Annotated in this window: 27 protein-coding genes; 18 read left to right on the forward strand and 9 right to left on the reverse strand. The window is 37.8% G+C overall.

The window, feature by feature from the left end; translation table 11 throughout:
* Positions 1–664: 664 nt before the first annotated feature.
* The 3 genes from AC5YGI_RS03915 to AC5YGI_RS03925 all read left to right on the forward strand — a co-directional run bounded on the left by AC5YGI_RS03915 (position 665) and on the right by AC5YGI_RS03925 (position 5,012).
* Positions 665–1,681 (forward strand): PDDEXK-like family protein, encoded by a 1,017-nt coding sequence (locus AC5YGI_RS03915; RefSeq protein WP_496167571.1) that lies wholly within the window; start codon positions 665–667, stop codon positions 1,679–1,681.
* Positions 1,682–2,011: 330 nt separating this feature from the next.
* Entirely contained in the window at positions 2,012–3,349 is a 1,338-nt protein-coding gene (locus AC5YGI_RS03920; RefSeq protein WP_277695246.1) for a restriction endonuclease FokI C-terminal domain-containing protein, read from the forward strand.
* Between the two features lie 520 nt (positions 3,350–3,869).
* Complete coding sequence (locus tag AC5YGI_RS03925; RefSeq protein ID WP_496167572.1) at positions 3,870–5,012, forward strand: 1-acyl-sn-glycerol-3-phosphate acyltransferase; 1,143 nt, start codon at positions 3,870–3,872, stop codon at positions 5,010–5,012.
* Positions 5,013–5,077: 65 nt separating this feature from the next.
* On the opposite strand, the gene AC5YGI_RS03930 is transcribed toward AC5YGI_RS03925, so the two are convergent.
* Positions 5,078–6,127 carry an alpha/beta fold hydrolase gene (locus AC5YGI_RS03930; protein WP_496167573.1) on the reverse strand — a complete coding sequence of 350 codons (1,050 nt, stop codon included), beginning with the start codon at positions 6,125–6,127 and terminating at the stop codon, positions 5,078–5,080.
* 227 nt (positions 6,128–6,354) lie between these two features.
* Here AC5YGI_RS03930 and AC5YGI_RS03935 point away from each other — a divergent pair, with 227 nt between their 5' ends.
* The 3 genes from AC5YGI_RS03935 to AC5YGI_RS03945 all read left to right on the forward strand — a co-directional run bounded on the left by AC5YGI_RS03935 (position 6,355) and on the right by AC5YGI_RS03945 (position 8,516).
* Complete coding sequence (locus AC5YGI_RS03935; protein WP_446105266.1) at positions 6,355–6,900, forward strand: hypothetical protein; 546 nt, start codon at positions 6,355–6,357, stop codon at positions 6,898–6,900.
* A gap of 79 nt (positions 6,901–6,979) precedes the next feature.
* On the forward strand, positions 6,980–7,588 hold the full coding sequence (locus AC5YGI_RS03940; RefSeq protein ID WP_496167574.1) for a Crp/Fnr family transcriptional regulator: 609 nt from the start codon (positions 6,980–6,982) through the stop codon (positions 7,586–7,588).
* A gap of 31 nt (positions 7,589–7,619) precedes the next feature.
* Positions 7,620–8,516 carry a cyclase family protein gene (locus AC5YGI_RS03945; protein ID WP_496167576.1) on the forward strand — a complete coding sequence of 299 codons (897 nt, stop codon included), beginning with the start codon at positions 7,620–7,622 and terminating at the stop codon, positions 8,514–8,516.
* A gap of 41 nt (positions 8,517–8,557) precedes the next feature.
* Here the strand turns inward: AC5YGI_RS03945 and AC5YGI_RS03950 are convergent, their stop codons facing one another.
* The 4 genes from AC5YGI_RS03950 to AC5YGI_RS03965 all read right to left on the reverse strand — a co-directional run bounded on the left by AC5YGI_RS03950 (position 8,558) and on the right by AC5YGI_RS03965 (position 12,820).
* A complete protein-coding gene (locus tag AC5YGI_RS03950; RefSeq protein ID WP_330747162.1) occupies positions 8,558–8,986 on the reverse strand; it encodes a DUF3592 domain-containing protein in 429 nt (142 codons plus the stop codon).
* A 111-nt stretch (positions 8,987–9,097) separates the two neighbouring features.
* Positions 9,098–10,585 carry a serine hydrolase domain-containing protein gene (locus AC5YGI_RS03955; protein ID WP_496167577.1) on the reverse strand — a complete coding sequence of 496 codons (1,488 nt, stop codon included), beginning with the start codon at positions 10,583–10,585 and terminating at the stop codon, positions 9,098–9,100.
* A gap of 88 nt (positions 10,586–10,673) precedes the next feature.
* On the reverse strand, positions 10,674–11,246 hold the full coding sequence (locus tag AC5YGI_RS03960) for a helix-turn-helix domain-containing protein (protein ID WP_496167578.1): 573 nt from the start codon (positions 11,244–11,246) through the stop codon (positions 10,674–10,676).
* Between the two features lie 134 nt (positions 11,247–11,380).
* On the reverse strand, positions 11,381–12,820 hold the full coding sequence (locus AC5YGI_RS03965; protein ID WP_496167579.1) for a hypothetical protein: 1,440 nt from the start codon (positions 12,818–12,820) through the stop codon (positions 11,381–11,383).
* A gap of 441 nt (positions 12,821–13,261) precedes the next feature.
* Here AC5YGI_RS03965 and AC5YGI_RS03970 point away from each other — a divergent pair, with 441 nt between their 5' ends.
* The 11 genes from AC5YGI_RS03970 to AC5YGI_RS04020 all read left to right on the forward strand — a co-directional run bounded on the left by AC5YGI_RS03970 (position 13,262) and on the right by AC5YGI_RS04020 (position 17,816).
* A complete protein-coding gene (locus tag AC5YGI_RS03970) occupies positions 13,262–13,477 on the forward strand; it encodes a RebB family R body protein (protein WP_034697211.1) in 216 nt (71 codons plus the stop codon).
* Between the two features lie 17 nt (positions 13,478–13,494).
* Positions 13,495–14,010, forward strand: a complete 516-nt coding sequence (locus tag AC5YGI_RS03975; RefSeq protein ID WP_496167580.1) for a hypothetical protein — start codon at positions 13,495–13,497, stop codon at positions 14,008–14,010.
* A gap of 38 nt (positions 14,011–14,048) precedes the next feature.
* A complete protein-coding gene (locus AC5YGI_RS03980; RefSeq protein WP_227941899.1) occupies positions 14,049–14,237 on the forward strand; it encodes a hypothetical protein in 189 nt (62 codons plus the stop codon).
* Entirely contained in the window at positions 14,234–15,061 is an 828-nt protein-coding gene (locus AC5YGI_RS03985) for a hypothetical protein (RefSeq protein ID WP_446105260.1), read from the forward strand. The genes AC5YGI_RS03980 and AC5YGI_RS03985 overlap by 4 nt, the downstream gene beginning before the upstream one ends.
* Positions 15,062–15,102: 41 nt before the next feature.
* Entirely contained in the window at positions 15,103–15,486 is a 384-nt protein-coding gene (locus AC5YGI_RS03990; RefSeq protein ID WP_496167581.1) for a hypothetical protein, read from the forward strand.
* Positions 15,487–15,506: 20 nt separating this feature from the next.
* Positions 15,507–15,734, forward strand: coding sequence for a RebB family R body protein (locus AC5YGI_RS03995; RefSeq protein WP_137905248.1), 228 nt, complete (start codon positions 15,507–15,509; stop codon positions 15,732–15,734).
* A gap of 462 nt (positions 15,735–16,196) precedes the next feature.
* Positions 16,197–16,454 (forward strand): RebB family R body protein, encoded by a 258-nt coding sequence (locus AC5YGI_RS04000; RefSeq protein WP_110011409.1) that lies wholly within the window; start codon positions 16,197–16,199, stop codon positions 16,452–16,454.
* Positions 16,455–16,531: 77 nt separating this feature from the next.
* Complete coding sequence (locus AC5YGI_RS04005; protein WP_034697223.1) at positions 16,532–16,789, forward strand: RebB family R body protein; 258 nt, start codon at positions 16,532–16,534, stop codon at positions 16,787–16,789.
* Between the two features lie 77 nt (positions 16,790–16,866).
* Positions 16,867–17,124: a RebB family R body protein gene (locus AC5YGI_RS04010; RefSeq protein WP_034697225.1), complete on the forward strand. Its 258-nt coding sequence runs from the start codon at positions 16,867–16,869 to the stop codon at positions 17,122–17,124.
* 87 nt (positions 17,125–17,211) lie between these two features.
* Positions 17,212–17,469 carry a RebB family R body protein gene (locus tag AC5YGI_RS04015; RefSeq protein WP_034697227.1) on the forward strand — a complete coding sequence of 86 codons (258 nt, stop codon included), beginning with the start codon at positions 17,212–17,214 and terminating at the stop codon, positions 17,467–17,469.
* Positions 17,470–17,552: 83 nt separating this feature from the next.
* A complete protein-coding gene (locus tag AC5YGI_RS04020) occupies positions 17,553–17,816 on the forward strand; it encodes a RebB family R body protein (RefSeq protein WP_034697228.1) in 264 nt (87 codons plus the stop codon).
* 66 nt (positions 17,817–17,882) lie between these two features.
* Here the strand turns inward: AC5YGI_RS04020 and AC5YGI_RS04025 are convergent, their stop codons facing one another.
* The 4 genes from AC5YGI_RS04025 to AC5YGI_RS04040 form a co-directional block, all read right to left on the reverse strand.
* Positions 17,883–18,563: a response regulator gene (locus AC5YGI_RS04025; protein WP_496167582.1), complete on the reverse strand. Its 681-nt coding sequence runs from the start codon at positions 18,561–18,563 to the stop codon at positions 17,883–17,885.
* 9 nt (positions 18,564–18,572) lie between these two features.
* Entirely contained in the window at positions 18,573–19,142 is a 570-nt protein-coding gene (locus AC5YGI_RS04030; protein WP_496167583.1) for a sensor histidine kinase, read from the reverse strand.
* A 149-nt stretch (positions 19,143–19,291) separates the two neighbouring features.
* Positions 19,292–19,828, reverse strand: a complete 537-nt coding sequence (locus AC5YGI_RS04035) for a hypothetical protein (protein ID WP_330747172.1) — start codon at positions 19,826–19,828, stop codon at positions 19,292–19,294.
* 94 nt (positions 19,829–19,922) lie between these two features.
* Positions 19,923–20,636 (reverse strand): hypothetical protein, encoded by a 714-nt coding sequence (locus tag AC5YGI_RS04040; RefSeq protein WP_496167584.1) that lies wholly within the window; start codon positions 20,634–20,636, stop codon positions 19,923–19,925.
* A 205-nt stretch (positions 20,637–20,841) separates the two neighbouring features.
* On the opposite strand from AC5YGI_RS04040, the gene AC5YGI_RS04045 reads away from it, so the two are divergent.
* Complete coding sequence (locus AC5YGI_RS04045; protein ID WP_496167585.1) at positions 20,842–21,477, forward strand: LysE family translocator; 636 nt, start codon at positions 20,842–20,844, stop codon at positions 21,475–21,477.
* Positions 21,478–21,602: the final 125 nt, after the last annotated feature.

Consider the following 21,602-nt stretch of genomic DNA (forward strand, 5'->3'; position numbering starts at 1 on the left):
ATAATTGAGATAAGGAAAATTATAACTTATACAAACATAGGAAGATTTTATCTCCGATAAAATTGCTATAACCCAATATACTTACCTGCTGAAAATCTTTGATTTTCTTGCGCCTTACAAAACATATCAATATTGAAAACTTTGGGACCTTGCGTTTAAAACAAAATAATAAGCCATTACATATGAAGAAACAGAATATTTTAAAATGCAAAGGTTTTATTGATTTGAATTGATGATTGGAGGGAGCAAAGGAATGGTGGCTGCGCCACTGATGAAGCCAGATAAATAATGCTCATGATTCTTACAATAGTATTTTACTCCTCTTACCTCCTTCCCTAACCTCCTCCAGCTTGTATAGCAACCGTCTCTACCCCTTTGGACAACGGTCTCTACCCTCTTATATAAGTAGGTGGGGCCCCTTACCCAAGTCCGTCTACCCTCTTACCCAAGGGGGTATAGCCCCTTCATGAAGGGGGTAGAGACCGTTCATAAAGTTCCTCCAGGGGCTTGGTGAAGGGGCCAGAGGGACTTCCGAAGGGCCTATGGGTATTTCTGAGCAATATTTATAGTGACTTTCAAGAAAATTTACGCTTTCCCGTAAGCAGAAACTGGAGATTTTCGTTATTATTGCCAAGAAGAGTAAAAACAGATTAACTAATACATCATGAACGATTATATTTCTTTTTTCCGGGAGATCCAGGCCCGCTCTAAGTTTGAGATGGAATATGAAAAAAGACATTCTAACAAATTAGCTTCTAAATTCAATGCTATGAAGTTCCTGAACTGGAACGAAAATAAAGTCTCCGAAATAATAGCATTTTTTCTAGATCCAAATGAAGACCATGGCCAGGGAGATATTTATTTGAAATTGTTCAAAGAAGAATTAGGATTGTATTTCCCTTATGATACTCCGAAAAAAGTTCAGGTTATTTTAGAAGATTCAACCTTTGAAAACAGACGAGTAGACATTGTCCTAAGGAACCAGGACCAATCAAGTGTTCTGGGAATTGAAAATAAAATTTATCCCTGGACAAAAGATCAGGAAAATCAGGTTGAAGATTACTTAAAATACTTACAGTATATCAGTAATAATCATTATCAGCTGCTCTATTTAACCCCAAAATCAAAGGAATTAACAGAGTACAGTGGTGGAAAAGAGATTGAAAGACTGATAAAAACAGGAAAACTCTATTTAATCAACTACGAAGAGCATATCATACCTTTATTAAAAGAATTTATAAAAAATACAGAAAATGAAAGAGTACGTTGTTTTCTGGTAGATTTTGAAAGTCAACTTATTGAAAATTATATGGGAAAAGAAAATTTAGACCTGGGTTCATTAAATCATTTTATCACTGAAACTGAAGAAAATATAGAAACGGCTTTTAAAGTATCCAATACTTTAAATTCGATTAAACAGGAAATGAAAAATCTTGTTGATCAGCAAATGTCTCAACTTGTAGATGAGCTAACCGAAGAATTAAAAATGCGGATCATATATAATGAACAGTTTCATCATTTTGAAATTCCTGTCTTTAAAAACTTTTTCATAAAATTCAATTATGAAGAAGGTGGAGTTATTTATGGTTTGGTAAAAACACCTCAATATATGGATTCACACTACGATAAAGTATACCTGAATGATCTTAGAAATTATTTAGGCGTAAAATTCAGAACTTAACATTGGTGGCCTTTATTTTTCTTACAATATCACAACATAGAACATGATGCTGCATTCTGGATTGATGTTAAAAATGGTACATTTAAGGAATTTATGAAGAGTTTTATTATTACTGTTTTACAGTCACCTAATGAATTAAAACAGGATCTATAGTGTATATGAACTATTTCATGTGCCATATACTCAATAAATCTGTGTTTCCTCATGAGTAAAACTAAAGATTTTCTTATTATTGCTATCGAATATTTCCAAAAATTAAACATTCTAAATCAAAGCGTAATTCCTTTTATTCTGAATAATAATTAAAAAAGAACAAAATTTCAAAAAACCATGATTTCAAAACAAAAAACACAATACATTCAAAAAATATGGGATAATTATGTCGCTAATCAAAAAGTGCATGATACCAAAGGGAATGAGCTTCCTAATATTGACGAGGAAAGGCTCGCTGCAATTGTTGAACTAAAAAAATTCATCAATGACTTTCAGTCGGATAAAATTAATATTTATCAATTTAAGACCAATGTAGATAGTTTTAATAAAAGAAATAATTTGTGGGGATTTACTGCAACAAAAGGACAAATGTTTTTCAATCAATTAGTGAAGAATAGCGAATCCAATATCAAGGACTTAACCAAACTAATCCAAGAAACCATTGCCGAGCCTAAAAACCTGGAAGAAAGTTTTACTAAAATTGCTGCTTTAGAAAAATATAGCCAAAATATTTATTCAAAAGCAAAAGATAAAAGAAGGGCTCCTAATCCTGGTTCAGTATCTTATTTTCTGTCTTATTTCTGGCAAGTTCAAGATTATGAGAAGTGGCCCATTTTGTATACATCATTAATCAATTCTTATAGAGAGCTTGAACTTTGGAATGAAACGGAGAGCCAGGTTGAAGCATATAAATATTTTTACTTATTAAATGAAGAAATAAAAAAGCTTTTAGGCTCTTACTCCGGGAAGGATATAAACAACTGGTCAGCGGAGCATGCTTTCTGGAACTTTAAAGGGAATCCTAATAAACAGTCTCCTGCTAAGTTGAAAAAAGAAGAAGTCGAAATTTTAGAAGTTGAGGAGGAAAAGACCATTACAGTCAGTACATCTTTCGAACTGACAGACTATCTGATTCCAAAAGTGGCTAAACTTATTGAACTGGGAAATGACAAAGAAAAATCATCTTCTTCAAAGGGAAGTGCTTATGAAAAACTAGTTTGCGAAATTTTTAAGCAACTGGATTTTGAAGTGAATATATTAGGACAAGGCTCAGGACGCAATCCTGATGCCATTATTAAACACAGTGATGATGATACTGCATTTCTGATGGATGCCAAAGCATATTCAAACGGCTATGCTCTTGGGCTTGATGACAGAGCTATCAAAGAGTATATTGATAAGATTATCCCAAGCTTACAAAAGGAACGATATAAAAAATTTGGATTTATTATTGTCAGTAATTCATTCAAATCAAATTTGGATAGTTTCATTAATGAAATTACCTGGAATACAGATGTTAGAAGATTTATATTGCTAACTTCTGAGGCTCTATTATATTTACTGGCGTATAAAACAAAAAATAGAATTTCAACTTCTTCAATCATTGAAACTTTAATTAGCCTGGGAAATCCAATTGAGGCTAAAGACATCATTGGAAAGTTAGATGATGTTTAATCTTTTAAATGATCATTTTCTTACCTAAGCTGCTCCGGATTAAGTCTTTTAAAAGATTGATTGGAATATAAATTTTATAATCAAAAAGTTTAGATTTCTGCTGAATGACAAAGTGGATGTATAATGAAGTATATAAATGATACTTATGTACTAGGAACACGATATAAACTATTCGCTTAAACTATCCGCCCTATTTGTCATTCCGCAGAATCTCAATATAACACGTTTAAGTTTAGGCTAAAGCCAAAGGGATGTTTTCTTATTAAAATGAGGCTGTCTCAAAAGGTAAATTAACGCTCTGAGAATTTCCTAAATGACAAAAGTTGTCAGGCAGGAGTCCGAGAGAGGGGGTACTTTTGAGACAGCCTCATTTCTATTGAATTTCTGCTACAAACTAAGATAGAAGAGTGCTGCCGAGCCCAAACTCCTACGCCCCTCATAATACTTTAACACCCTTTATACCCTCTCCCCCGATAAATTTTCGTTCTTTTGCAAAAAGTTTTAATTTTTACCCAACCGCATGTCTAAGTTTGATGAAATCCGGTATTTCAATGATCAGGAAGTGAATGAGAGATTACAGAGTATCGCCCGTGATCCCATGATGAAAGCCTTTATGAATTTTACTTTTCCTGATACGGATGAGCAGGTTTGGCTGGAACAGTTTAAGGATGTTCATTCCATCAGTGATTTTCAGCATCAGTTTGTAGCCTTTGCCGTTCGCCAGATTCTTGCAAAAAGTTCTGACGGTTTAACGACTTCAGGATTTGATAAGCTGGATAAAAACACTTCTTACCTTTTCATCTCGAACCACAGGGATATCGTTCTGGATACTTCACTGCTTAATCTGGTATTGCTGGAAGGCGGTTATGTAATGACAGCTTCTGCCATTGGAGATAATCTTGTGCGTAAGAATTTCTTAAACGTACTGGCAAAACTAAACCGGAATTTTTTGGTGCAAAGAGGTCTGCCACTTCGTGAACAGTTGACAAGTTCACAGACGATGTCTGAGTATATTAAAGAACTGCTCCTTCAGGAAAACCGCTCTGTATGGATTGCCCAGCGTGAAGGCCGTACCAAAAACGGCAACGATTCTACCCAGCAAGGTGTTTTGAAAATGCTTGCCATGGCAGCCGGAGACCAATCATTGACGGATTATTTTAAAACATTAAAGATTGTTCCGATCTCCATTTCCTATGAGTATGACCCTACAGATTCGTTAAAAATGCCTCAGCTGCTGGCACAACACAGGGATGAAGAGTACATTAAAGGGAAAAATGAAGATTTCACCAATATCATCAGCGGAATTCTGGGCCAAAAGAAACGCATCCACCTTCATGCCGGTGATGTTCTGGATAAAGAACTGGATGAAATTGCAGCGACCATTGACAACAAAAACAAACAGCTGCAGGCCATTGCACAGGTGATTGACCGTTCTATCATCAGTAATTATAAGCTTTGGCCAACCAAGTATATCGCTTACGATCTGCTTCACAACACCAATACTTACGCTTCCGAATATACGGAGCAGGAAAAACAGTTATTTGTCCGCAGGCTTGAAATGCGCATAGATCCTTCAGATCCTGTTTCCAGAGAGTATTTCCTGGCCATGTATGCCAATCCTTTGGTAAATAAGCTGAAGCTTGAAGAAGAATCTAAAAACTAGTTTAGGATAAAATAAATAAAACCACTGTTGTTGAGCAGTGGTTTTGTTGTAATTCTTTCAGGTTTTTATCTGGTTTGCGACATAGAATCCACCTCTATGATTGCATCTACAAATGCTTTTGGAGCTTCCTGCGGTAAATTATGTCCAATTCCACCTGTTAAGGTATAGTGTGCATATTTGCCTGTAAATCTGGAAGCATAACTTTCCGGTGCGGGAAATGCTGCTCCGTTGGCATCGCCTTCCAAAGTAATGGTTGGGACTGTAATGGATGGAGATTTAGCCAGTTTAGCTTCAAGCGCATCGTATTGTTTTTCTCCTTTTGCCAATCCCAGACGCCAGCGGTAATTATGGATCACGATATCTACATGATCAGGATTATCGAATGCTTTGGCAGAACGCTCGTAGGTCTGGTCATCAAAAGCCCATTTTGGGGAAGCTGTTTTCCAGATCAGTTTATTAAAGGCTAAAGTATTAGCCTTATACCCCTTATACCCTCTTTCCGTTGAAAAGTAATACTGATACCACCATAACAGCTCGGCACTCGGAAGCAAAGGTTTTTCGTTTGCCTTTGGACTTCCAATCAAATAGCCGCTTACTGCTACCAGTCCGGTGCATCGTTCAGGCCAAAGGGCTGCCATGATATCTGCAGTTCTGGCTCCCCAATCGAAACCGCCAATGATGGCCTTATCGATTTTCAGGGCATCCATAAAAGCAATGATATCCAATGCAACAGCACTCTGCTGACCGTTGCGTTTTGTATTGGGAGAAACAAAGGTCGTTGTACCATATCCTCTTAAATAAGGGACCAGAACCCGGTAACCTTTTTCAGCAAGTATAGCGGAGGACTCTTCAAAACTATGGATATCATAGGGCCATCCATGAAGAAGGATAACCGGTTTTCCATTGGCCGGACCTACTTCTGCATATCCAACGTTCAACAACCCGGCTTTGATTTGCTTTGTATTTTGAAACGCAGATCTGACCACTGTGTTTTCCAGGTCTTTTTCACCCGTAGTATACGCCTGTGCTTTTAAAGATAAAAATCCCATTCCCATCAAAATAAACATGGATAAAATGGATTGTATTTTTTTACTGAAGTTCAATGTAGTATTCATAATAGTGATGTTTTGTGATGGTAAAATTATGGTAAAGCCAAGCCGGAAGTAAGTGCAAATACGTTAACAAGGTCATATTAAACGGTGAATCCTGAATTTCGGGCGGTAAACCGGACAGGAGAAAAAACAACAGTGCTATATATTATGATGTTAATGGACAAAAACATTATTCATCACCATAATTTTTTTCTAAAAGCACTATCTTCGTATCTGAAAAAATTATCAAAATGAAGAAATTCCTATTGCTGGCTTCGGCTGTATTCGTTCTCCATTCATGTGTGGTAAGAACAGCTACTAAAGTGGTTTCCGGAGCGGTAAATTTAAGTTACAAAGCGGTAAAAGGAACCGTTAACGGAATCAGCTGGGCAGTGAGCAAAGCAAAGGGAAAAATTGATGAAGACCGTCTGGATGGTACCTGGAAAGTAGTGGGCGTTTACCGTGGTTCTTTTGAAGATTTTTCAAAAGATCAGAATCCTGATGGTTCATTTACTTCGGAATGTACGGAAGGTTTTGATCAGATTGTTTTCAAGGCTAAGAAGTCTAAATTCAAGCCCGTGCATTGCAGCACACAGGATGAAGATTGGGTAAAATATTCAATGGAATTCGGAAAAAATCCTTCAACGAAGGAAAAGGAGAATTATATCGAATACAATTCCAATAGCTATATTTCCGTTATCGATGTAACCAATAAAACAATGGTTCTGGAAGGCAATCTTATGCCTAAATTGGGATTTTCCGGTGGTAAGTTATATCTTCTTGAAAAAGTAAAATAGAACTAAGGGCTGTATTTTGCAGCCTCTGTTTTTGTAGTATCACCTGCAGTTTCTTTTCACTGTTTAAACCTTCAAAACCATGCATGATCTTAGTCCTTTCTTCGAAACAGCAATATATCCTTTGTTTGATCTTACTGATGAAGAAAAAGAAATACTCCTGGCTGAAGCAAAAATACAGCATTTGGAAAGCAACAGTTATATCATACGGGAAAACTCAAAGGCTGACAGTCTTCTTTTTCTCCAAAAAGGCATTGTCAGAAGCTTTTATTTGAAAGACCACCGGGAGATCAATACCGAATTTTTCTTTGAGCATGATTTTTTTACAGCACTGACAAGCTATCTGACTGGCGAAAAAACATCTCTTAATTTTCAATGTCTGGAAGCTTCAGAAATTATTGTTCTTCCCAAAATAGTGACAGACAGGCTTTTAAAAGATCCGAAATGGCATCAGTTCATGAATCAAATCCTTGCGAAAGAGTTTATTAAAAAATGCCGCCGTGAAAGCTCTTTCCTGCTTCAAGATTCTTATGAACGGTATCTTTATTTTCTTGAACAGTTTCCGCATTCTGAAAACAGAATTCCTCTTTTCCATATTGCTTCTTATCTGGGGATGAGTCCTGAAACCTTAAGCAGAATCCGTAGTAAAAAATTAAGGCCAATTGACTTAAGTCAAGTAAACAGGATCTGATTTTCTTCACTTTTGTCTAAATATTTTAATAATGGACAAAAGAGTACAATTTGATTTTGAAGTGTATTTTACTAATGGGGGAAGCCTTAAAGGGGAAGAATTCAGACTTGACATTACAGGAGATCATATTACAGACCAGGAACTGATTGATTATATTATTGATGATCTCCGGCTTCTAATGGCTGGTAAAGTCAATATCCTGAATAAGCAGATCATTAACGAACCCCATAAAAGAAAGACTGTAAAACAAAAACCTCCTGCGGAACGGCTGATCGATCTGAGCCACACGATTGAAGAAGGACTTATTACTTATAAAGGGCTTCCGGCGCCTCATATCTGTGATTATCTCAGCAGAACGGAATCACAAAAATTGTATGAGGAAGGAACTTCGTTTCAAATTGGTAAGATTGAAATGGTTATGAATACAGGAACTTATATCGACTGTCCTTTCCACAGGTTTGAAAACGGAAAGGATACCGCTGAGATGGAACTGGAAAAACTGGCTGAATTAGAAGCGGTAGTAATCCGGATTCCTTATACGGAGACATTGGAGATTACAGATCAATATCTCAGAAACAGGGAAATCAGAAATAAGGCAGTACTTATCCATACCGGATGGGACCGCCACTGGAACACCGAAACCTATTATGAAAATCATCCTTACCTTACACAAAGCGCGGCAGAATATCTTAAAGACTGCCAGGTAAAACTTGTAGGGATTGACTCTCATAATATCGATAACACAACAGGCAAAAGCCGGCCTGTACACACCATTCTTCTGGGCGCTGAAATAGTAATCGCGGAACATCTTTGTCATCTGGATCAGCTTCCTGATGAAGGTTTTACCTTTACAGCTGCCCCGCCAAAATTCAAAGGAGCCGGAACTTTTCCGGTAAGGGCTTTTGCTTCAGTACAACAAAACTTATAAAGAGTTTCCTTGAAAACAGCTCAAGAAATTGACAATGAAGATTATTTTAAAAACCGTTCTGCGATAAAATACCCGCTTCCCACCACCAGTAGTGGAAGTGCTATTGAGATCAGGATTAAAGGCCAGGCAAAAATTCTGAAATAGGTATATAAACTTACTGAAGAAGGGTCTTCAGGATCATAGATCACAGTCTCAGTTTCCCCAATGGCCCATGCTGAGGGATTGGTTCCTTCCGCCAGTTCAAAAGTATGCTCCATATTATTTTGCGACCGGAAGGTAAAGACCGGACTGAATACGGTTCCCTCTGATTCATATTCCCTTAATGAGGTAACGGTTGCCGTTGCCTTTTCTGCTTTTTTCAGGAATGAAAGAGTATTTTTGAAACTTAATAATGCTGCTGCAAACAGAATGATACCTGCCGCAAGGATGAGATAATATTGCCACATAGCTTTCGTTTTTTTTCTGTTCATCGTATTGCATCCGAAACAAATCTTTTGATTATCTTTCTTGTTTTCAGATTGATACCCCGAAGATACAAAGATTTATCACATCATTATTTTAACCCTGAAAAAAACAATCTGCTATCTGGTTTCTATATCTACAATTTTCTTCCCTTCCTTACCCAGATAATGGCGAACCAGCTTCTCATACACTTTATAACCATCATCAATATTGGTGAAAATTACAATTCCTTTACCTGAACCAGGTATTATGATGGCAATACATTGTGTGCCTTTATCAGCTCCACCGTGTGACAAGGCATAATCACCGTTTCCCAGGTCATATATCTCGAATCCCAGGCCGAAATATTTTTGATCTTTTATTTTCACCTGTTTTTTGATCATTTCCTGAAAAACATCCGGTTTCAGATTTTTCCCTTTCATGACCCTCACCATAAAATTCCCGTACTCTTCTACCGTGGTATGGAGATCGTCAGCGGCATTGGCTGTATTACTTTTTTCAACGAGGTAAGCTTCCCCTTTTTCATTATATCCTGTTACAAATCTTGATTCATCAGTATTTTTATCCCAAATGTAACTGGTATCCTTCATTTTGAGAGGCTGGAAGATGAATTCCTGTGCAAGCTGCTCCAATGTTTTCCCAAACTTCTTTTCCAGTGCTTTCCGAAGGTATTCAAAACCTTCTCCTGAGTATTGGTATCTGGTGCCGGGATCAAACTGAAAATTCAGCTTTTTATCTGCATTCATCCATCGCCAGTTGGGAAAACCTGTCTGGTGGCTCAGGATCATTCTGGTGGTTAATTTTTTATGCCTTGAATCGTTGGCAATATCTGGATCTGTCCAATAGGCATCAAGAGGTTCATCAAGCTTCCATTTCCCAAGACTTACCAATCGTAATACAACCATTGCCGTAACAGGTTTTGTAAGTGATGCGACATTAAACAAGGCATTATCAGGCGCTGAAATTCCTTTCCTGATCTCGCCGAAAACTTTCGCCTGCTGCAACTTTCCTCCTTCTATAATTCCTAGTCCCAGGGCAGGAATATTATTTTCTTTCAGCCAGCTTTGCATCGACTGATCGTTATCAAACATGGTTTCACTATCGGTAGTCTGCTTCGGATGATGATTAAAACTCAATGAATTTTTAAGCTTCCACTCATTATTTTCCAGCATCCATAAATGGGTAAATTTTGCTTCCCCGACTAGTTTCTCAGCTTGACTTCCCATCTTTTCATAAAACAGATGATCTCCGTTCTGAATGGCAGCATAGATCTTTCCCTCTTTATACATGGGATAGATTTCTGTGCTTTTATCAACAAGCACTCTTCTTATCTGATAGGTTTCCGGGGATTTGCATAATCCGTTTTTAAAATCAATGATAAATTTTTCCCTGCTCTCAAAGCCGCCTTTATCGTGATAAAATTCAAACTTTTCGCTTAACAGGTTTTCCATCAGTTTAATGTTGCAGGTATTGTAGCCCACAGAAAAAAACAGGCTGTCTTTCGACATAATGGTTTTATACAGAGGATCTGTTTTTTCTGTTTGTGCCTGCGTGATATTCATCAACAGCATAAAAAAAGGAAGGATGAATTTTGAAGACTTTGTCATTGTTATTTTTTTTGACAAAGATTCTACTTCATTTCCTTTTTTGGGTAAAAATGAACCCGACAAAAACCCGACAAAGTCCTGACAGGTTTTATATCATACTGAATTTCAGTCTGAAATACAGTTTTTTATTCTTATCTATCTCGGCTGCATTCCGAAGGATAATAAATACATTGGAGAGAACAATGAGGATCATCAGGATCAGGGTAAACTGTTTTCCGAACTTTAAAAAGATGCCAAGCATGAAGGTAATAGGTGCCATCACTGTCCAGATCATCTGAACAGAAATAATCTGTCTTGCAAGACTGTTTCTCTGCTTCATACTATGCATGAGAATAAGCGGCACAAAAATATTGAGTGGCGGTAAAAGAGTAAAGATGAGTGAGGAAAGGTTAATGATTTTAATGTATGAATAATTGATTGGAGCTTCCTCTTCTTTTGCTTCTATTTCAATCTCATCTGTTTCTGAAATTATTTGTGGTTGATCCTGCTGTAATTCAATCTCTTCTATTCCTAAGGCCTGAGCCAGTGCTCTGAGGGTATGTCCTTTAGGTTCTGTTCCCGATTCTATACGTTGAATGGTTCTTACAGAAATCTTTGATTGTTCTGACAGTTCTTCCTGAGTCAGGTTCTTTTGTTCTCTTATGGCTTTTAGCTTGGACATTGTTGAGGGTATTCGGAAAATATTTTGGCTAATTTACTGTTTTCATTATTAAAATCTTTTCCTAGATCCGCAGATGTTTAAATTATTAGTCTTACAAAACAAATGCATCCTGAATAGTCTCAGGATGCAGTCTCTTACCCTTCAAGCAGTTTTTCGTAGTTTTTACTTCGCTGAGGGACGTACCTTTCATATGCTGTTTCTCTTTCTACCCAGTCTGCAGGTTGCAGATAACTCAGAATAATCTTCATATCGTTTTCGCTGAAACCTTCTGAAAAGCTTTCCTTACCTTTTTTAGGTATAGCACTCGGAGGAATATTATCTTTACGGGAAGGAGCCATTTCGGGGCCTGCATATATTTTCTTTCTGGCCTCTCCTTCATCGTCTATTTCTTTTATCTTTTTTTCAAGGTTTTTAATAGTTTGACTTTGCGGACTTTCCCCACTTTCTTTTAAACTTTTAATATGATCTTCAAAAGGTTGCTTCCTTTCCCGGATTTCTTTGTTTATTTCCTGAATCTGATATTGAATAAATTTACCGGATCTTGTAGGAGGTTCTGCCAGTACAAGTCTCTCATATCCTGTTGCTTTACCAGTTCCCTCTGTAAAACCATCTCCTTTATCAAACCAGCTGGTCATTCTGTCTCCGCTTTCACTGCCTTTTTCTTCCATATACCGAACCTTATATCCCAGCATGGCCATCACTTCCAGATTACCGCTTCTGAACCCGAGATGTTTTACATTCTGAAAGTGTGTCTCAAAATACTCATACAGCTTAAACTGTCCCATACGGGTGTTTCCTCCCCATGCTTTCAGTTCCGGAGAATTTCCTTTCCAGAATTCCGTAATATTGAAAACTTTTCTTGAAGGAGACTTGCCGTTAATTTCATCAGCTGTTTCATCATATTTCTTTGCTCTTTCTTTCAGATATCCTTTATCCCCGGTAATGATAACGGCATCATACATATCTGCCACCCTGTGCACAATCTGCTTGATTCCCCAATAGCTGGTATCATGTTCTATATGGATATCACCTCCCTTTCCGCTGAAACGGGACCATAAAATTAATAGATTATTGCCGCTTGTCGGGATTCCCTGGGTTTCCAGCCATATTCTTATTGCATTATCCTGGCTCCCGTTGATGTCCCATGCGTTTCTTAATGCAGTTCTCATGTTATCAGAAAAGTTGTCCGCGATATACCGTGTGCCTTCTCCTACAGGTTTGTAGTAGTTTCTGATTATTTCTCCTCTTGAAATATTATTATCATAAATTTTTACAAGGGTGACTACCTTTTTTTTAAGTTCGCTTGCCAGCCCCGGACTCCGCACTTCGGCCACATTATGAGTATGGATCCTGCTTTCATCTATTCCGGAACTTTTGTAGAATTCTATAATAGATTTGCTATTATCATAAGGGTCTGTCATATTTCTGTCTTTATCCATTGTTGTAGAAATCAACACATGGTATCTTTCATTGTTTATTAAGGTGGCGGCAATGGCAAACATGTCTCCTGTTGCGTATCCCGGCTGCACAATGATAAAGGGAATTACTGTTTCTTCGCTGTTCTGATTATTCATAATATAATTTTAATGTTAGAATAGGTTATCAGACAAATTTCAAGGTAAAGCAAGGACTGGTATAGAGGGGAAGCTCCCATTTTCAGAAACTAGGGGTTTTCCCTTATTTGCGGATGATGTATTCGGGTTTCGGGTTTCGGGTTTCGGGTTTCGGGATTTGGGTTTCGGGATTCGGGATTCGGGGGTCCGGGATTCGAGTGTTTGAGTGTTTGGGTGTTTATCAAATTAAACTTATAAAATTGTTTTTTGGTTTATCATTATTAAAATACTATGTATTCTGTCAAAAATTCACCCATAAGAGAATTCCCTTATTTTTTAAAATTCCGTTTTTTCCCTTAATGAAGATTTATTCTGATTGCTGAAATTTGTATCAGACAAAAGAGATCAACAATCTCATCGTCAACATTTAGTTAAAAAATAGTAACCCATTAAAACCAGAATATGGCAGAAACAGTAAACACCCAGACTACAGATGCAGTAACGCAGACTAACGTTACCGTACTTGGTGAGTCTCCCGCACAGGCTATGAGTATGCTTTACCAGATGGCCACCCATGCCAGTGGAATTTCCATTCAGAATTCTGTGACAAACCAGCAGAACTTGAACCAGCTCAACCCTGCGATTGTTGCAGATGCCATTAAAATTTTAAAAGGATAATTTAAAACCTTACCATCATGAGTGAAAACAACAGTGAAACCCAACAATCCCAGGCAGCCAATGCTACCACTCCGGCGGAGAAAGCTGTAGTATTTGTGAACAGTGAGGTACTGGCTCCGCCTAAAGCTTCTCCAATGACCGGAGTAACCAAAGTAATGATAGAACAGTCTACAGGAATGATGGTTCAGGATTTACAGTCTTTTTTAAAAGGATTTGAGCAGGTAGGTCTTATTGCATTGAGCAGACTGGCTAATAATCTACTGACCTATGGAACCACTTTCGGGCCGGCGCCGGGGAGTAAAGAAACCTCTGTTCAAATGGCTGAAAATATTCAGGGCCAGGATGCAGGAAAAGGCAATGAAATGATAAAGGACTTATTCAAAATGGTAAGTGATTATGCTGAAGTAAAGGCAAAAATTTCCAATACGATCTATAATGTCAACGCGCTTCCTGTCTCAGAAGCACTTCCTTCTCCCCCATCCTATACGGAAGTTTCTGCCGAGACAGAAGATCCCGAAAAAAAAAACGGGTAGATCCGGTTCCGCAAGAAACCTGCTCAGAAACAGAAAGTATGAGAAAAAGCTTTATCACGGCTGATCACGGGGGCAAATTAGTATTAAAGTCGGTTAAACTGACACAGCCACTTGTAAAACCAGAGATCAAAGAAGCGGTAATTCCTTCGGTCGAAACTGAAGGTGATCCCAAGAAAAAAACAATAATAGCCCAGCTCATTGAAAAAATTAAAATAAATAAAAGATGAATTATTCCTCAGTAACCAAACCCGCCAAAATTTTAAATCTGGAAAGCTTAGATGATTTAAATGAAAGACTTTATCTGCTCAAAAGCAATGAAATCAGTTATCTGGACACCAAAAGTTCAGAACCTAAAAAGACGGAGCACAATTCGGAACGATTTGTATTTAATCTTCAGACATCGGACATTAATATTCAGCCGTCTTTACGACTGGTTAACTGCATCGGCAGAGGAGGCAAAAGGTACAACCATTTTCAGTCTTTTGTAGTGGAGCCTAAAGATAAATCGACAGGAATTGCCGTAATCATGGTCAAGCTGGATGATCCAAAGGTATTTTACTGCAATGTAAGAATCCTGCCTCTTACCACCCTGAACGAAATTGCAGTTCCTGATTATGATTCAAAACTTCTCACGATCAATCTTGAAAGATCAAAATGGATACTGAAATCAGATATTACGATTACTCCATCTAATACGGGTGAAGCTCAGTATTCCGTACATGATGTGGATGTAAGTGCCATTTCCGAACTGGTTACCCAGGATGAGATGGTTGCCTTAAAAAGAGAACTGGAATTTCAGGCCTCCAAGCTCATTGCCCATTATTTTCAGGAAATTCTGAGTATCATAGTAAATGAAGCTCCATCCGGCAGTAAATCTCTGATTATTCCGGATGATTATATCCTGACCCTTCCTCCGCATCAGTTAAAAGAAATGCTGACTGCCAGTGCTATTTCTGCATGTATTGCTTTAGAGATCACAGGTTACAACGTTGTAAAAGACCTCAACCGGGATTGGAAATCTGCGTCTGCATTTATTAACTATCTGCTGTAACAAGACATTTTCTTTTTTTACAATAGTATAAAACAATAAGTATGCGTAAAAGAATCCGCAAGAAAGCTCCTGCTCCCCAACCTCCGGTACCTGTAGCGGAACCTGAGATGGTGGGAAAAGAAATCATGCCTTTTGTGTTAAGACATGAAGATGAAATTATCAGCTATATCAGGGACAAAGCTGTCAAAGAGACCATGAAGTCGCTTGCCCCTCTCCTGGAAAAACTGGAAGAAGCCGTAAAACAGCACGAAGCGGCTCCTGCTCCCGTTGCTGCTCCACCACCGCCTGAAACCCCTGTCATGAATTATGAAGAACAGCTGAAAAAGCTGCAGGAAGCCTCTACAGCAAAGGTAAAGGAGAAAGAACTTAAAATAATGGAGCGGATGAATAAGCTGAATACAAGATTGGGTAATATCAAACCTTAGAACCACCAAAACGAATTAATATGAACGAAATTGATACAATCGTTACCGGAATGTCTACCGCAGTACCTCAGGCTATTTCCGCACAGGTAAGCGCACATTCCACCGGACAGATGCAAATCAATTCTGCATTGAATCAGCAACGGAATGCTATGACCGGCATCAGCCATTATGTGATGGGATTAAAAAAAATGAGTCCCAAAAATATAAAAATAAAGGAACTGGAGTCATTTAGAAAACAGCGTTTCTAATTCCTGTTCCACACAACTACGGATGCGGTTTATTTCTCTGCAAAGATGAAATCCGGTGCCCTCAGCATATATACAATCAGGTCAACATTTATTTTTGCACCGCCTTTCAGATGCTGTCGATGTACAAAAGCAATCATTCAGAATCCATCGTTAGCCCAAAGGAATCCGACATTGACAGCATACCTGCAGCAGGAATTTATTTTTAAGACAGATATTAAAAATAAGACCGCATCCTTTTTAGAAAAAATATGCTTTAAACTCGCGCAGATTTTACAGACAGGGGTTTCAGCCATTGTATTCAGAGCCATCCTTCAGAGCCAATTTATTCATAACCTGTCTATACCAATGTTTTTGAAACGCATTGATCTGCAGGATCTGTGGTGAGTTTAAAACCCAGATATAAACTAGTTTACTTCAATAATTTATTAACCGAGATCCGATCTCAAAAAAACAATTACCATTATGCCAGTTAATGAACAAATCACAGACGCAGTAACACAATCGAACGTAAAAGTAGTGGGAGAATCTCCTGCAATGGCACTAGCCAACGTGTATCAATCTGCAGCCCATTCTACAGGAATCATGTTTGAAAATGCGGTAAACACGCAAAATCAGCAGAATATTTTAGGCCAGGCGGCAACCACTCAGGGAATCCTGCAGATCTATAGCCTGGACACTGTAGCAGACGCAGTATCTATGGCTAAGATTCTTAAGCCTTAATTTTTAAACTTTTTAATAAAAGTAACCACCTCAGCCGGAAAGCCCGGTTGTTTTTAACCCAATAAATCATCATCATTATGCCAGTTAATGAACAAATCACAGACGCAGTAACGCAGTCTAACGTAAAAGTAGTGGCAGAGTCTCCTGCAATGGCGTTAAGTAATGTGTATCAATCTGCTGCACATTCTACAGGAATTATGTTTGAAAATGCGACCAACGCTCAAAATCAGCATAATATTGTTACCCAGGCAGCCACTACACAGGGTGTAACTCAAATCTACAGCAAAGATACCATCGCTGATGCGCTTTCTATTGCTAAAATTCTTAAACCTTAATCATATTTTGCCTACCGCAAAATAAATTAACCCGCCGGAAAACCCGGTAATTTTAATCAAAATAAACAATAATCATTATGCCAGTAAACGAAAAAATCACAGACGCAGTAACGCAATCCAACGTAAAAGTAGTAGCAGAATCTCCTGCAATGGCTCTAAGTAACGTATATCAGTCAGCAGCACATTCTACAGGAATCATGTTTGAAAATGCAATCAACACTCAAAACCAGCAGAATATTGTTACCCAGGCAGCCACTACCCAGGGAGTAACTCAAATTTACAGTCTGGATACGATAGCCGATGCGGTTTCTATTGCTAAAATCCTTACTCCGTAATCACTTTTTTTACGAACCTATTATAATCAATTATCCGAACAGCCGGAAACTCCGGTTGTTTTTTAACCTCAATAAACAATAATCATTATGCCAGTAAACGAACAAATCACAGACGCGGTAACGCAATCCAACGTAAAAGTAGTAGCAGAATCTCCTGCAATGGCGATGGCCAACGTATACCAATCAGCAGCTCATTCTACGGGAATTCTTTTTGAAAATGCAGTGAATACCCAGAACCAGCAAAACATTGTTACTCAGGCGGCGACTACACAAGGTATTGCACAGATCTACAGCCTGGATACTGTGGCTGATGCAGTTTCAATCGCTAAAATCCTTAATCCTTAATTCGTTTTTGCGAATAGCTTAAATACATTATCCGAACAACCGGAAATTCCGGTTGTTTTTAACCCAAATAAACAATAATCATTATGCCAGTAAACGAACAAATCACAGACGCGGTAACGCAATCGAACGTAAAAGTAGTAGGAGAATCTCCTGCAATGGCTTTGGCCAACGTGTATCAATCTGCAGCACATTCTACAGGAATTATGTTTGAAAATGCAGTGAATGCACAAAACCAGCAGAACATCTTAGGTCAGGCAGCCACTACACAGGGTGTTATCCAGATCTACAGCCTGGATACTGTGGCAGATGCCGTTTCTATTGCTAAAATATTACATCCTAAATTATAGTGTTTTTTTAGATTTCTTGTGATCAGGGAGTACTTTGAAGTGCTCCCTGATTCTTTTTGGATCAGACTATTTATCGAACAATATAATTTCATCCGGATCTATTACCTTATTCTGTACGGCATAAATAACAAGTCCTGCCATATTTTTCACGCCGGTTTTGATCATGAGATTGGTCTTGTGGGTTTCTACTGTTTTGGGTGAAATAAACAGAGAATCTGCAATTTCTTTGGTGCTCAGCTGCTGGCAGACCAGTCTTAACACATCAACTTCCCTGTCTGTGAGTTCATTTCTGGAAAACGCGTGAAACTCCGGAAGTTTATTGGAAAGCTGGGTTCTCATCACATCGATCTGATCATTGGAAAAGTAATGCCCTGTATGATAAACCGCCTTCATAACGGATAATAATTCCTCCAGTTCAATTTCTTTAGGCAAAAAAGCATGCGCTCCCAGCTTCAGCATCTGCCCCATGAATGAGCGGCGGTAGAAGCTGGTAAGAACAATGATTTTTGTTTTACTTTCTTTTTGAGCCAGTTCGGCCAGTACTTCAAGACCGTCACCGTTGGCCATCCTCAGATCCAGAATCAGGATATCTAAAGAAACAGAATCCTTTTCTTTAAGAAACTGATATCCTCCTGTTGAGGTAAGTACAACCTGATAATCTCCATTATTTTCAATATAATTTTTCAAAAGCTGTACAAACAGCAGATCATCATCTACAATTCCGATTTTAATTTTTGAGTGTTCCATGTTTATTTTTTATTGTAATGCCATACAGGCAATGAATTTTGTGCCTTTTTCAGGCTGGGTTTTAAGTTTATAGATGGCTTTAATTTTTTGAGCTCTGGACTGAATATTCTTCAGCCCGATCCCTCCTGAATGGTTTTCAATAGCGAACCCACGGCCGTTATCCTCTATGGTTAATATTAAATAGTTCAGAGAGATTCTCAGTGAGACATCTACTCTGGTAGCTTCAGCATGTTTTAAAATATTGGTGATCAGTTCCTGAACAATTCTGAAAAGATTTAGTTTTACAGGGTTGCTGATCGGAGTTCTTATCGTCATATGACTGAAAACGACCTCTATATTTTTATTGATCTGATCAAGATAATCTGCAATTAAATCTTCCAGTTCTATCTCATCGAGATCAGGCGGCGTAAGATTATGAGATAACTCCCGGATCAGTTGCATCGATTTTTTTAAATCACGATTCAATTCTTCCGGTTTTTTATCATTGATATTCAAACGGATAAGATTCAATTGTGAGATAATATTATCATGAAGTTCTTCTGCCAGCCTTTCTCTGTCCTGTTCCTGTAACAGCAGCATATTTTCCCGATATTCTTTTTGGGTGTTCCGGACCAGCCTTGAGACTTTCTGTTTATTTTTCTTTATACTTTTCAAGTAATTAATTACCAATAATGTAATGAATAATGTTGTTAAAAAAAACAGTCCAATACCAATCCAAATCCATAGAACTATCTGATCCTGATTTTCCCAACGCCCCATCCCAGATTAATAAAAGCAAGATAAAAAGACAATAGCAGAATGCCTCTAAAAAGCCAGACAGGAGCTACCCAGTTCAGATGATTGCTGATTAAAAAATTAAAGGTAGTGGAGATGATACATTCTATAGAGAAAAACAGAAAAACGATGATATTCACAATAAACAGATCTCTGTTTACCCTACCTTCCCTGATAATTTTCATGAAATAAGAGGCCGCATAACTACAAATAATAATACTGGTGATAATGTTGAAATAAAAAGTAACCTTTGTATCATTCTGAACATACAGCACATTGGTAATCAGCACCAGTACAGCATAACAGTAAATCATCCACCTTAATTGACGGGAAAGCCGGATATAATAATTGCTGTAAATCACAGTAAGGATCATCAAACCAAAAAACTGGCTCAATATATAATTATAAGTATTGAGTGTATTTAATTTCATCAGCCGGTCTGTTAAATCCGTCAGCTCCAGCATCAATTCTCCTGAGAGCAATATAATCACAGGAAGTTTTGTTTTGATCCCTTCCCTTATCAATACAATCAATCCGGCACATAAGACGAGATTAATTATAATTTGTAAATAAAGAGATAAACTATTATACGACAACACTGGTACTTTGCTTCAGAAGTTGATAATCATTAAGAGTATCAATAATCGTAAAGGGAGGTCTTGGAGTGGAATAATTTTCAGCAGTCTCGCTCATATGATTGATGGCAAGACTTTTCACGGTAATGATTTCAATATGATAAGGGAAGTCGGGATCTTTTCTTTCCAGATCATCTGTAAGTCCAAAGAAACTGGTACAGGTCTGTCCTGCGGTAATTCCAATATTCATATAATCTGAAAACGGAATGGAAATCAATTGAAAAATATCTTCTGTTTTCTGAGCCTGCAGCCAGGAAGTCCCGAACATATTCCATCTGAAGTTACGGTTAATGGCTGATTCAGCAGTAATGGGAGGAACATCTAGCACAATATCATTGCTGCTTTGTATTTTTGATTCACTGAATTCTACTAAGAAATCTTTAACGAGAATGGTATTGAAATGAGCATCTTTATCACTTTTAGAATCGATCAGGAAAAATTTCAGCTTACCTTCATGAATACCCACATAGGCATGAATCATTTGGGGTTCCGTGGTTCCCAGATTTTTTTTCCATAGTTCAATGTCTTCGCCTGAAACGCTGAAGTGGGTTCCCTGATTCAAATAATTCAAAATTTCTGCTCCATTGGTATCAATTCCATTTTTGTAAGAATCAATAAGATTTTTCCATTTTCTGATAGCTTCAAAGATGTTTTCAGTAGTCATGATAATATTTATTTGTGAATGATAATTATTTTATGCGTTGAAATTTACAAAAAAAAGAGACTGATATTCCTTTTTAAATCACATTCAGGTGGAAAATAAAATTTAATTGAATAAAAATGAATTTTTCTTCTGTCTCTGATAAAATTAAACAGGAAACACCTATTATCTTTGCACCGGAAACCTTCTCATTTAAATAAGAACTGTCATGATTCCATTCCACGAGCTACTATTTTTCATACTGGCTGCACTCATTTTAGTCATCAGCCCCGGTCCTAATATGATTTATCTGATTTCAAAGTCAATAACACAGGGGAAAAAGTCCGGATTTATCTCATTAGCCGGAGTCGTATGTGGATTTTTATTCCATATCATCATGGTTTCATTTGGTCTTACCGCTGTTTTGCTGGCTGTTCCACTCGCTTATACCGTTCTTAAAACCCTGGGAACGGTCTATCTTTTATATCTTGCTTATCAGGCTATCAAACCCAAAAGCAGAAATATTTTTGATGTTGATTCAAATGGTGCTCATGATAGTCCCAAGAAGCTATTCACCATTGGTTTTTTAACGAATGTACTGAATCCGAAAGTGGCTGTTTTTTACCTGTCTTTCTTTCCTCAGTTCATCAAACCAGAGTATGGCTCAATATTGACCCAAAGTCTGGAACTAGGGATCATCCAGGTTCTGATCAGCTTCAGCATCAACTTTATCATTGTATTAACAGCTGCAAGAGTTGCTGTATTCTTTTCCAATAATCCGGTCTGGATAAAGGTCCAGAAATGGTTTATGGCCAGCGTATTAACTTATTTAGCCATAAAAATGGCATTTTCAAAAGCAAAATAGAATCCGGAACAGGTTTCCTTCTGCTCCGAATTCCGGTGTATATTCATATAAAATCTGACTTGAAGAAAGCATCATGATTATGCACCGCGAATTTGAGATTAAAATCCGGGATGTAAAACCGTGAA

This window comes from Chryseobacterium sp. CS3K3.1, assembly GCF_059515165.1.

Coding starts and splice junctions, on each gene's coding strand:
- AC5YGI_RS03915 (WP_496167571.1), top strand. CDS start 665: ATGAACGATTATATTTCTTTTTTCCGGGAGATCCAGGCCCGCTCTAAG.
- AC5YGI_RS03920 (WP_277695246.1), top strand. CDS start 2,012: ATGATTTCAAAACAAAAAACACAATACATTCAAAAAATATGGGATAAT.
- AC5YGI_RS03925 (WP_496167572.1), top strand. CDS start 3,870: ATGTCTAAGTTTGATGAAATCCGGTATTTCAATGATCAGGAAGTGAAT.
- AC5YGI_RS03930 (WP_496167573.1), bottom strand. CDS start 6,127: ATGAATACTACATTGAACTTCAGTAAAAAAATACAATCCATTTTATCC.
- AC5YGI_RS03935 (WP_446105266.1), top strand. CDS start 6,355: ATGAAGAAATTCCTATTGCTGGCTTCGGCTGTATTCGTTCTCCATTCA.
- AC5YGI_RS03940 (WP_496167574.1), top strand. CDS start 6,980: ATGCATGATCTTAGTCCTTTCTTCGAAACAGCAATATATCCTTTGTTT.
- AC5YGI_RS03945 (WP_496167576.1), top strand. CDS start 7,620: ATGGACAAAAGAGTACAATTTGATTTTGAAGTGTATTTTACTAATGGG.
- AC5YGI_RS03950 (WP_330747162.1), bottom strand. CDS start 8,986: ATGAACAGAAAAAAAACGAAAGCTATGTGGCAATATTATCTCATCCTT.
- AC5YGI_RS03955 (WP_496167577.1), bottom strand. CDS start 10,585: ATGACAAAGTCTTCAAAATTCATCCTTCCTTTTTTTATGCTGTTGATG.
- AC5YGI_RS03960 (WP_496167578.1), bottom strand. CDS start 11,246: ATGTCCAAGCTAAAAGCCATAAGAGAACAAAAGAACCTGACTCAGGAA.
- AC5YGI_RS03965 (WP_496167579.1), bottom strand. CDS start 12,820: ATGAATAATCAGAACAGCGAAGAAACAGTAATTCCCTTTATCATTGTG.
- AC5YGI_RS03970 (WP_034697211.1), top strand. CDS start 13,262: ATGGCAGAAACAGTAAACACCCAGACTACAGATGCAGTAACGCAGACT.
- AC5YGI_RS03975 (WP_496167580.1), top strand. CDS start 13,495: ATGAGTGAAAACAACAGTGAAACCCAACAATCCCAGGCAGCCAATGCT.
- AC5YGI_RS03980 (WP_227941899.1), top strand. CDS start 14,049: ATGAGAAAAAGCTTTATCACGGCTGATCACGGGGGCAAATTAGTATTA.
- AC5YGI_RS03985 (WP_446105260.1), top strand. CDS start 14,234: ATGAATTATTCCTCAGTAACCAAACCCGCCAAAATTTTAAATCTGGAA.
- AC5YGI_RS03990 (WP_496167581.1), top strand. CDS start 15,103: ATGCGTAAAAGAATCCGCAAGAAAGCTCCTGCTCCCCAACCTCCGGTA.
- AC5YGI_RS03995 (WP_137905248.1), top strand. CDS start 15,507: ATGAACGAAATTGATACAATCGTTACCGGAATGTCTACCGCAGTACCT.
- AC5YGI_RS04000 (WP_110011409.1), top strand. CDS start 16,197: ATGCCAGTTAATGAACAAATCACAGACGCAGTAACACAATCGAACGTA.
- AC5YGI_RS04005 (WP_034697223.1), top strand. CDS start 16,532: ATGCCAGTTAATGAACAAATCACAGACGCAGTAACGCAGTCTAACGTA.
- AC5YGI_RS04010 (WP_034697225.1), top strand. CDS start 16,867: ATGCCAGTAAACGAAAAAATCACAGACGCAGTAACGCAATCCAACGTA.
- AC5YGI_RS04015 (WP_034697227.1), top strand. CDS start 17,212: ATGCCAGTAAACGAACAAATCACAGACGCGGTAACGCAATCCAACGTA.
- AC5YGI_RS04020 (WP_034697228.1), top strand. CDS start 17,553: ATGCCAGTAAACGAACAAATCACAGACGCGGTAACGCAATCGAACGTA.
- AC5YGI_RS04025 (WP_496167582.1), bottom strand. CDS start 18,563: ATGGAACACTCAAAAATTAAAATCGGAATTGTAGATGATGATCTGCTG.
- AC5YGI_RS04030 (WP_496167583.1), bottom strand. CDS start 19,142: ATGCTGCTGTTACAGGAACAGGACAGAGAAAGGCTGGCAGAAGAACTT.
- AC5YGI_RS04040 (WP_496167584.1), bottom strand. CDS start 20,636: ATGACTACTGAAAACATCTTTGAAGCTATCAGAAAATGGAAAAATCTT.
- AC5YGI_RS04045 (WP_496167585.1), top strand. CDS start 20,842: ATGATTCCATTCCACGAGCTACTATTTTTCATACTGGCTGCACTCATT.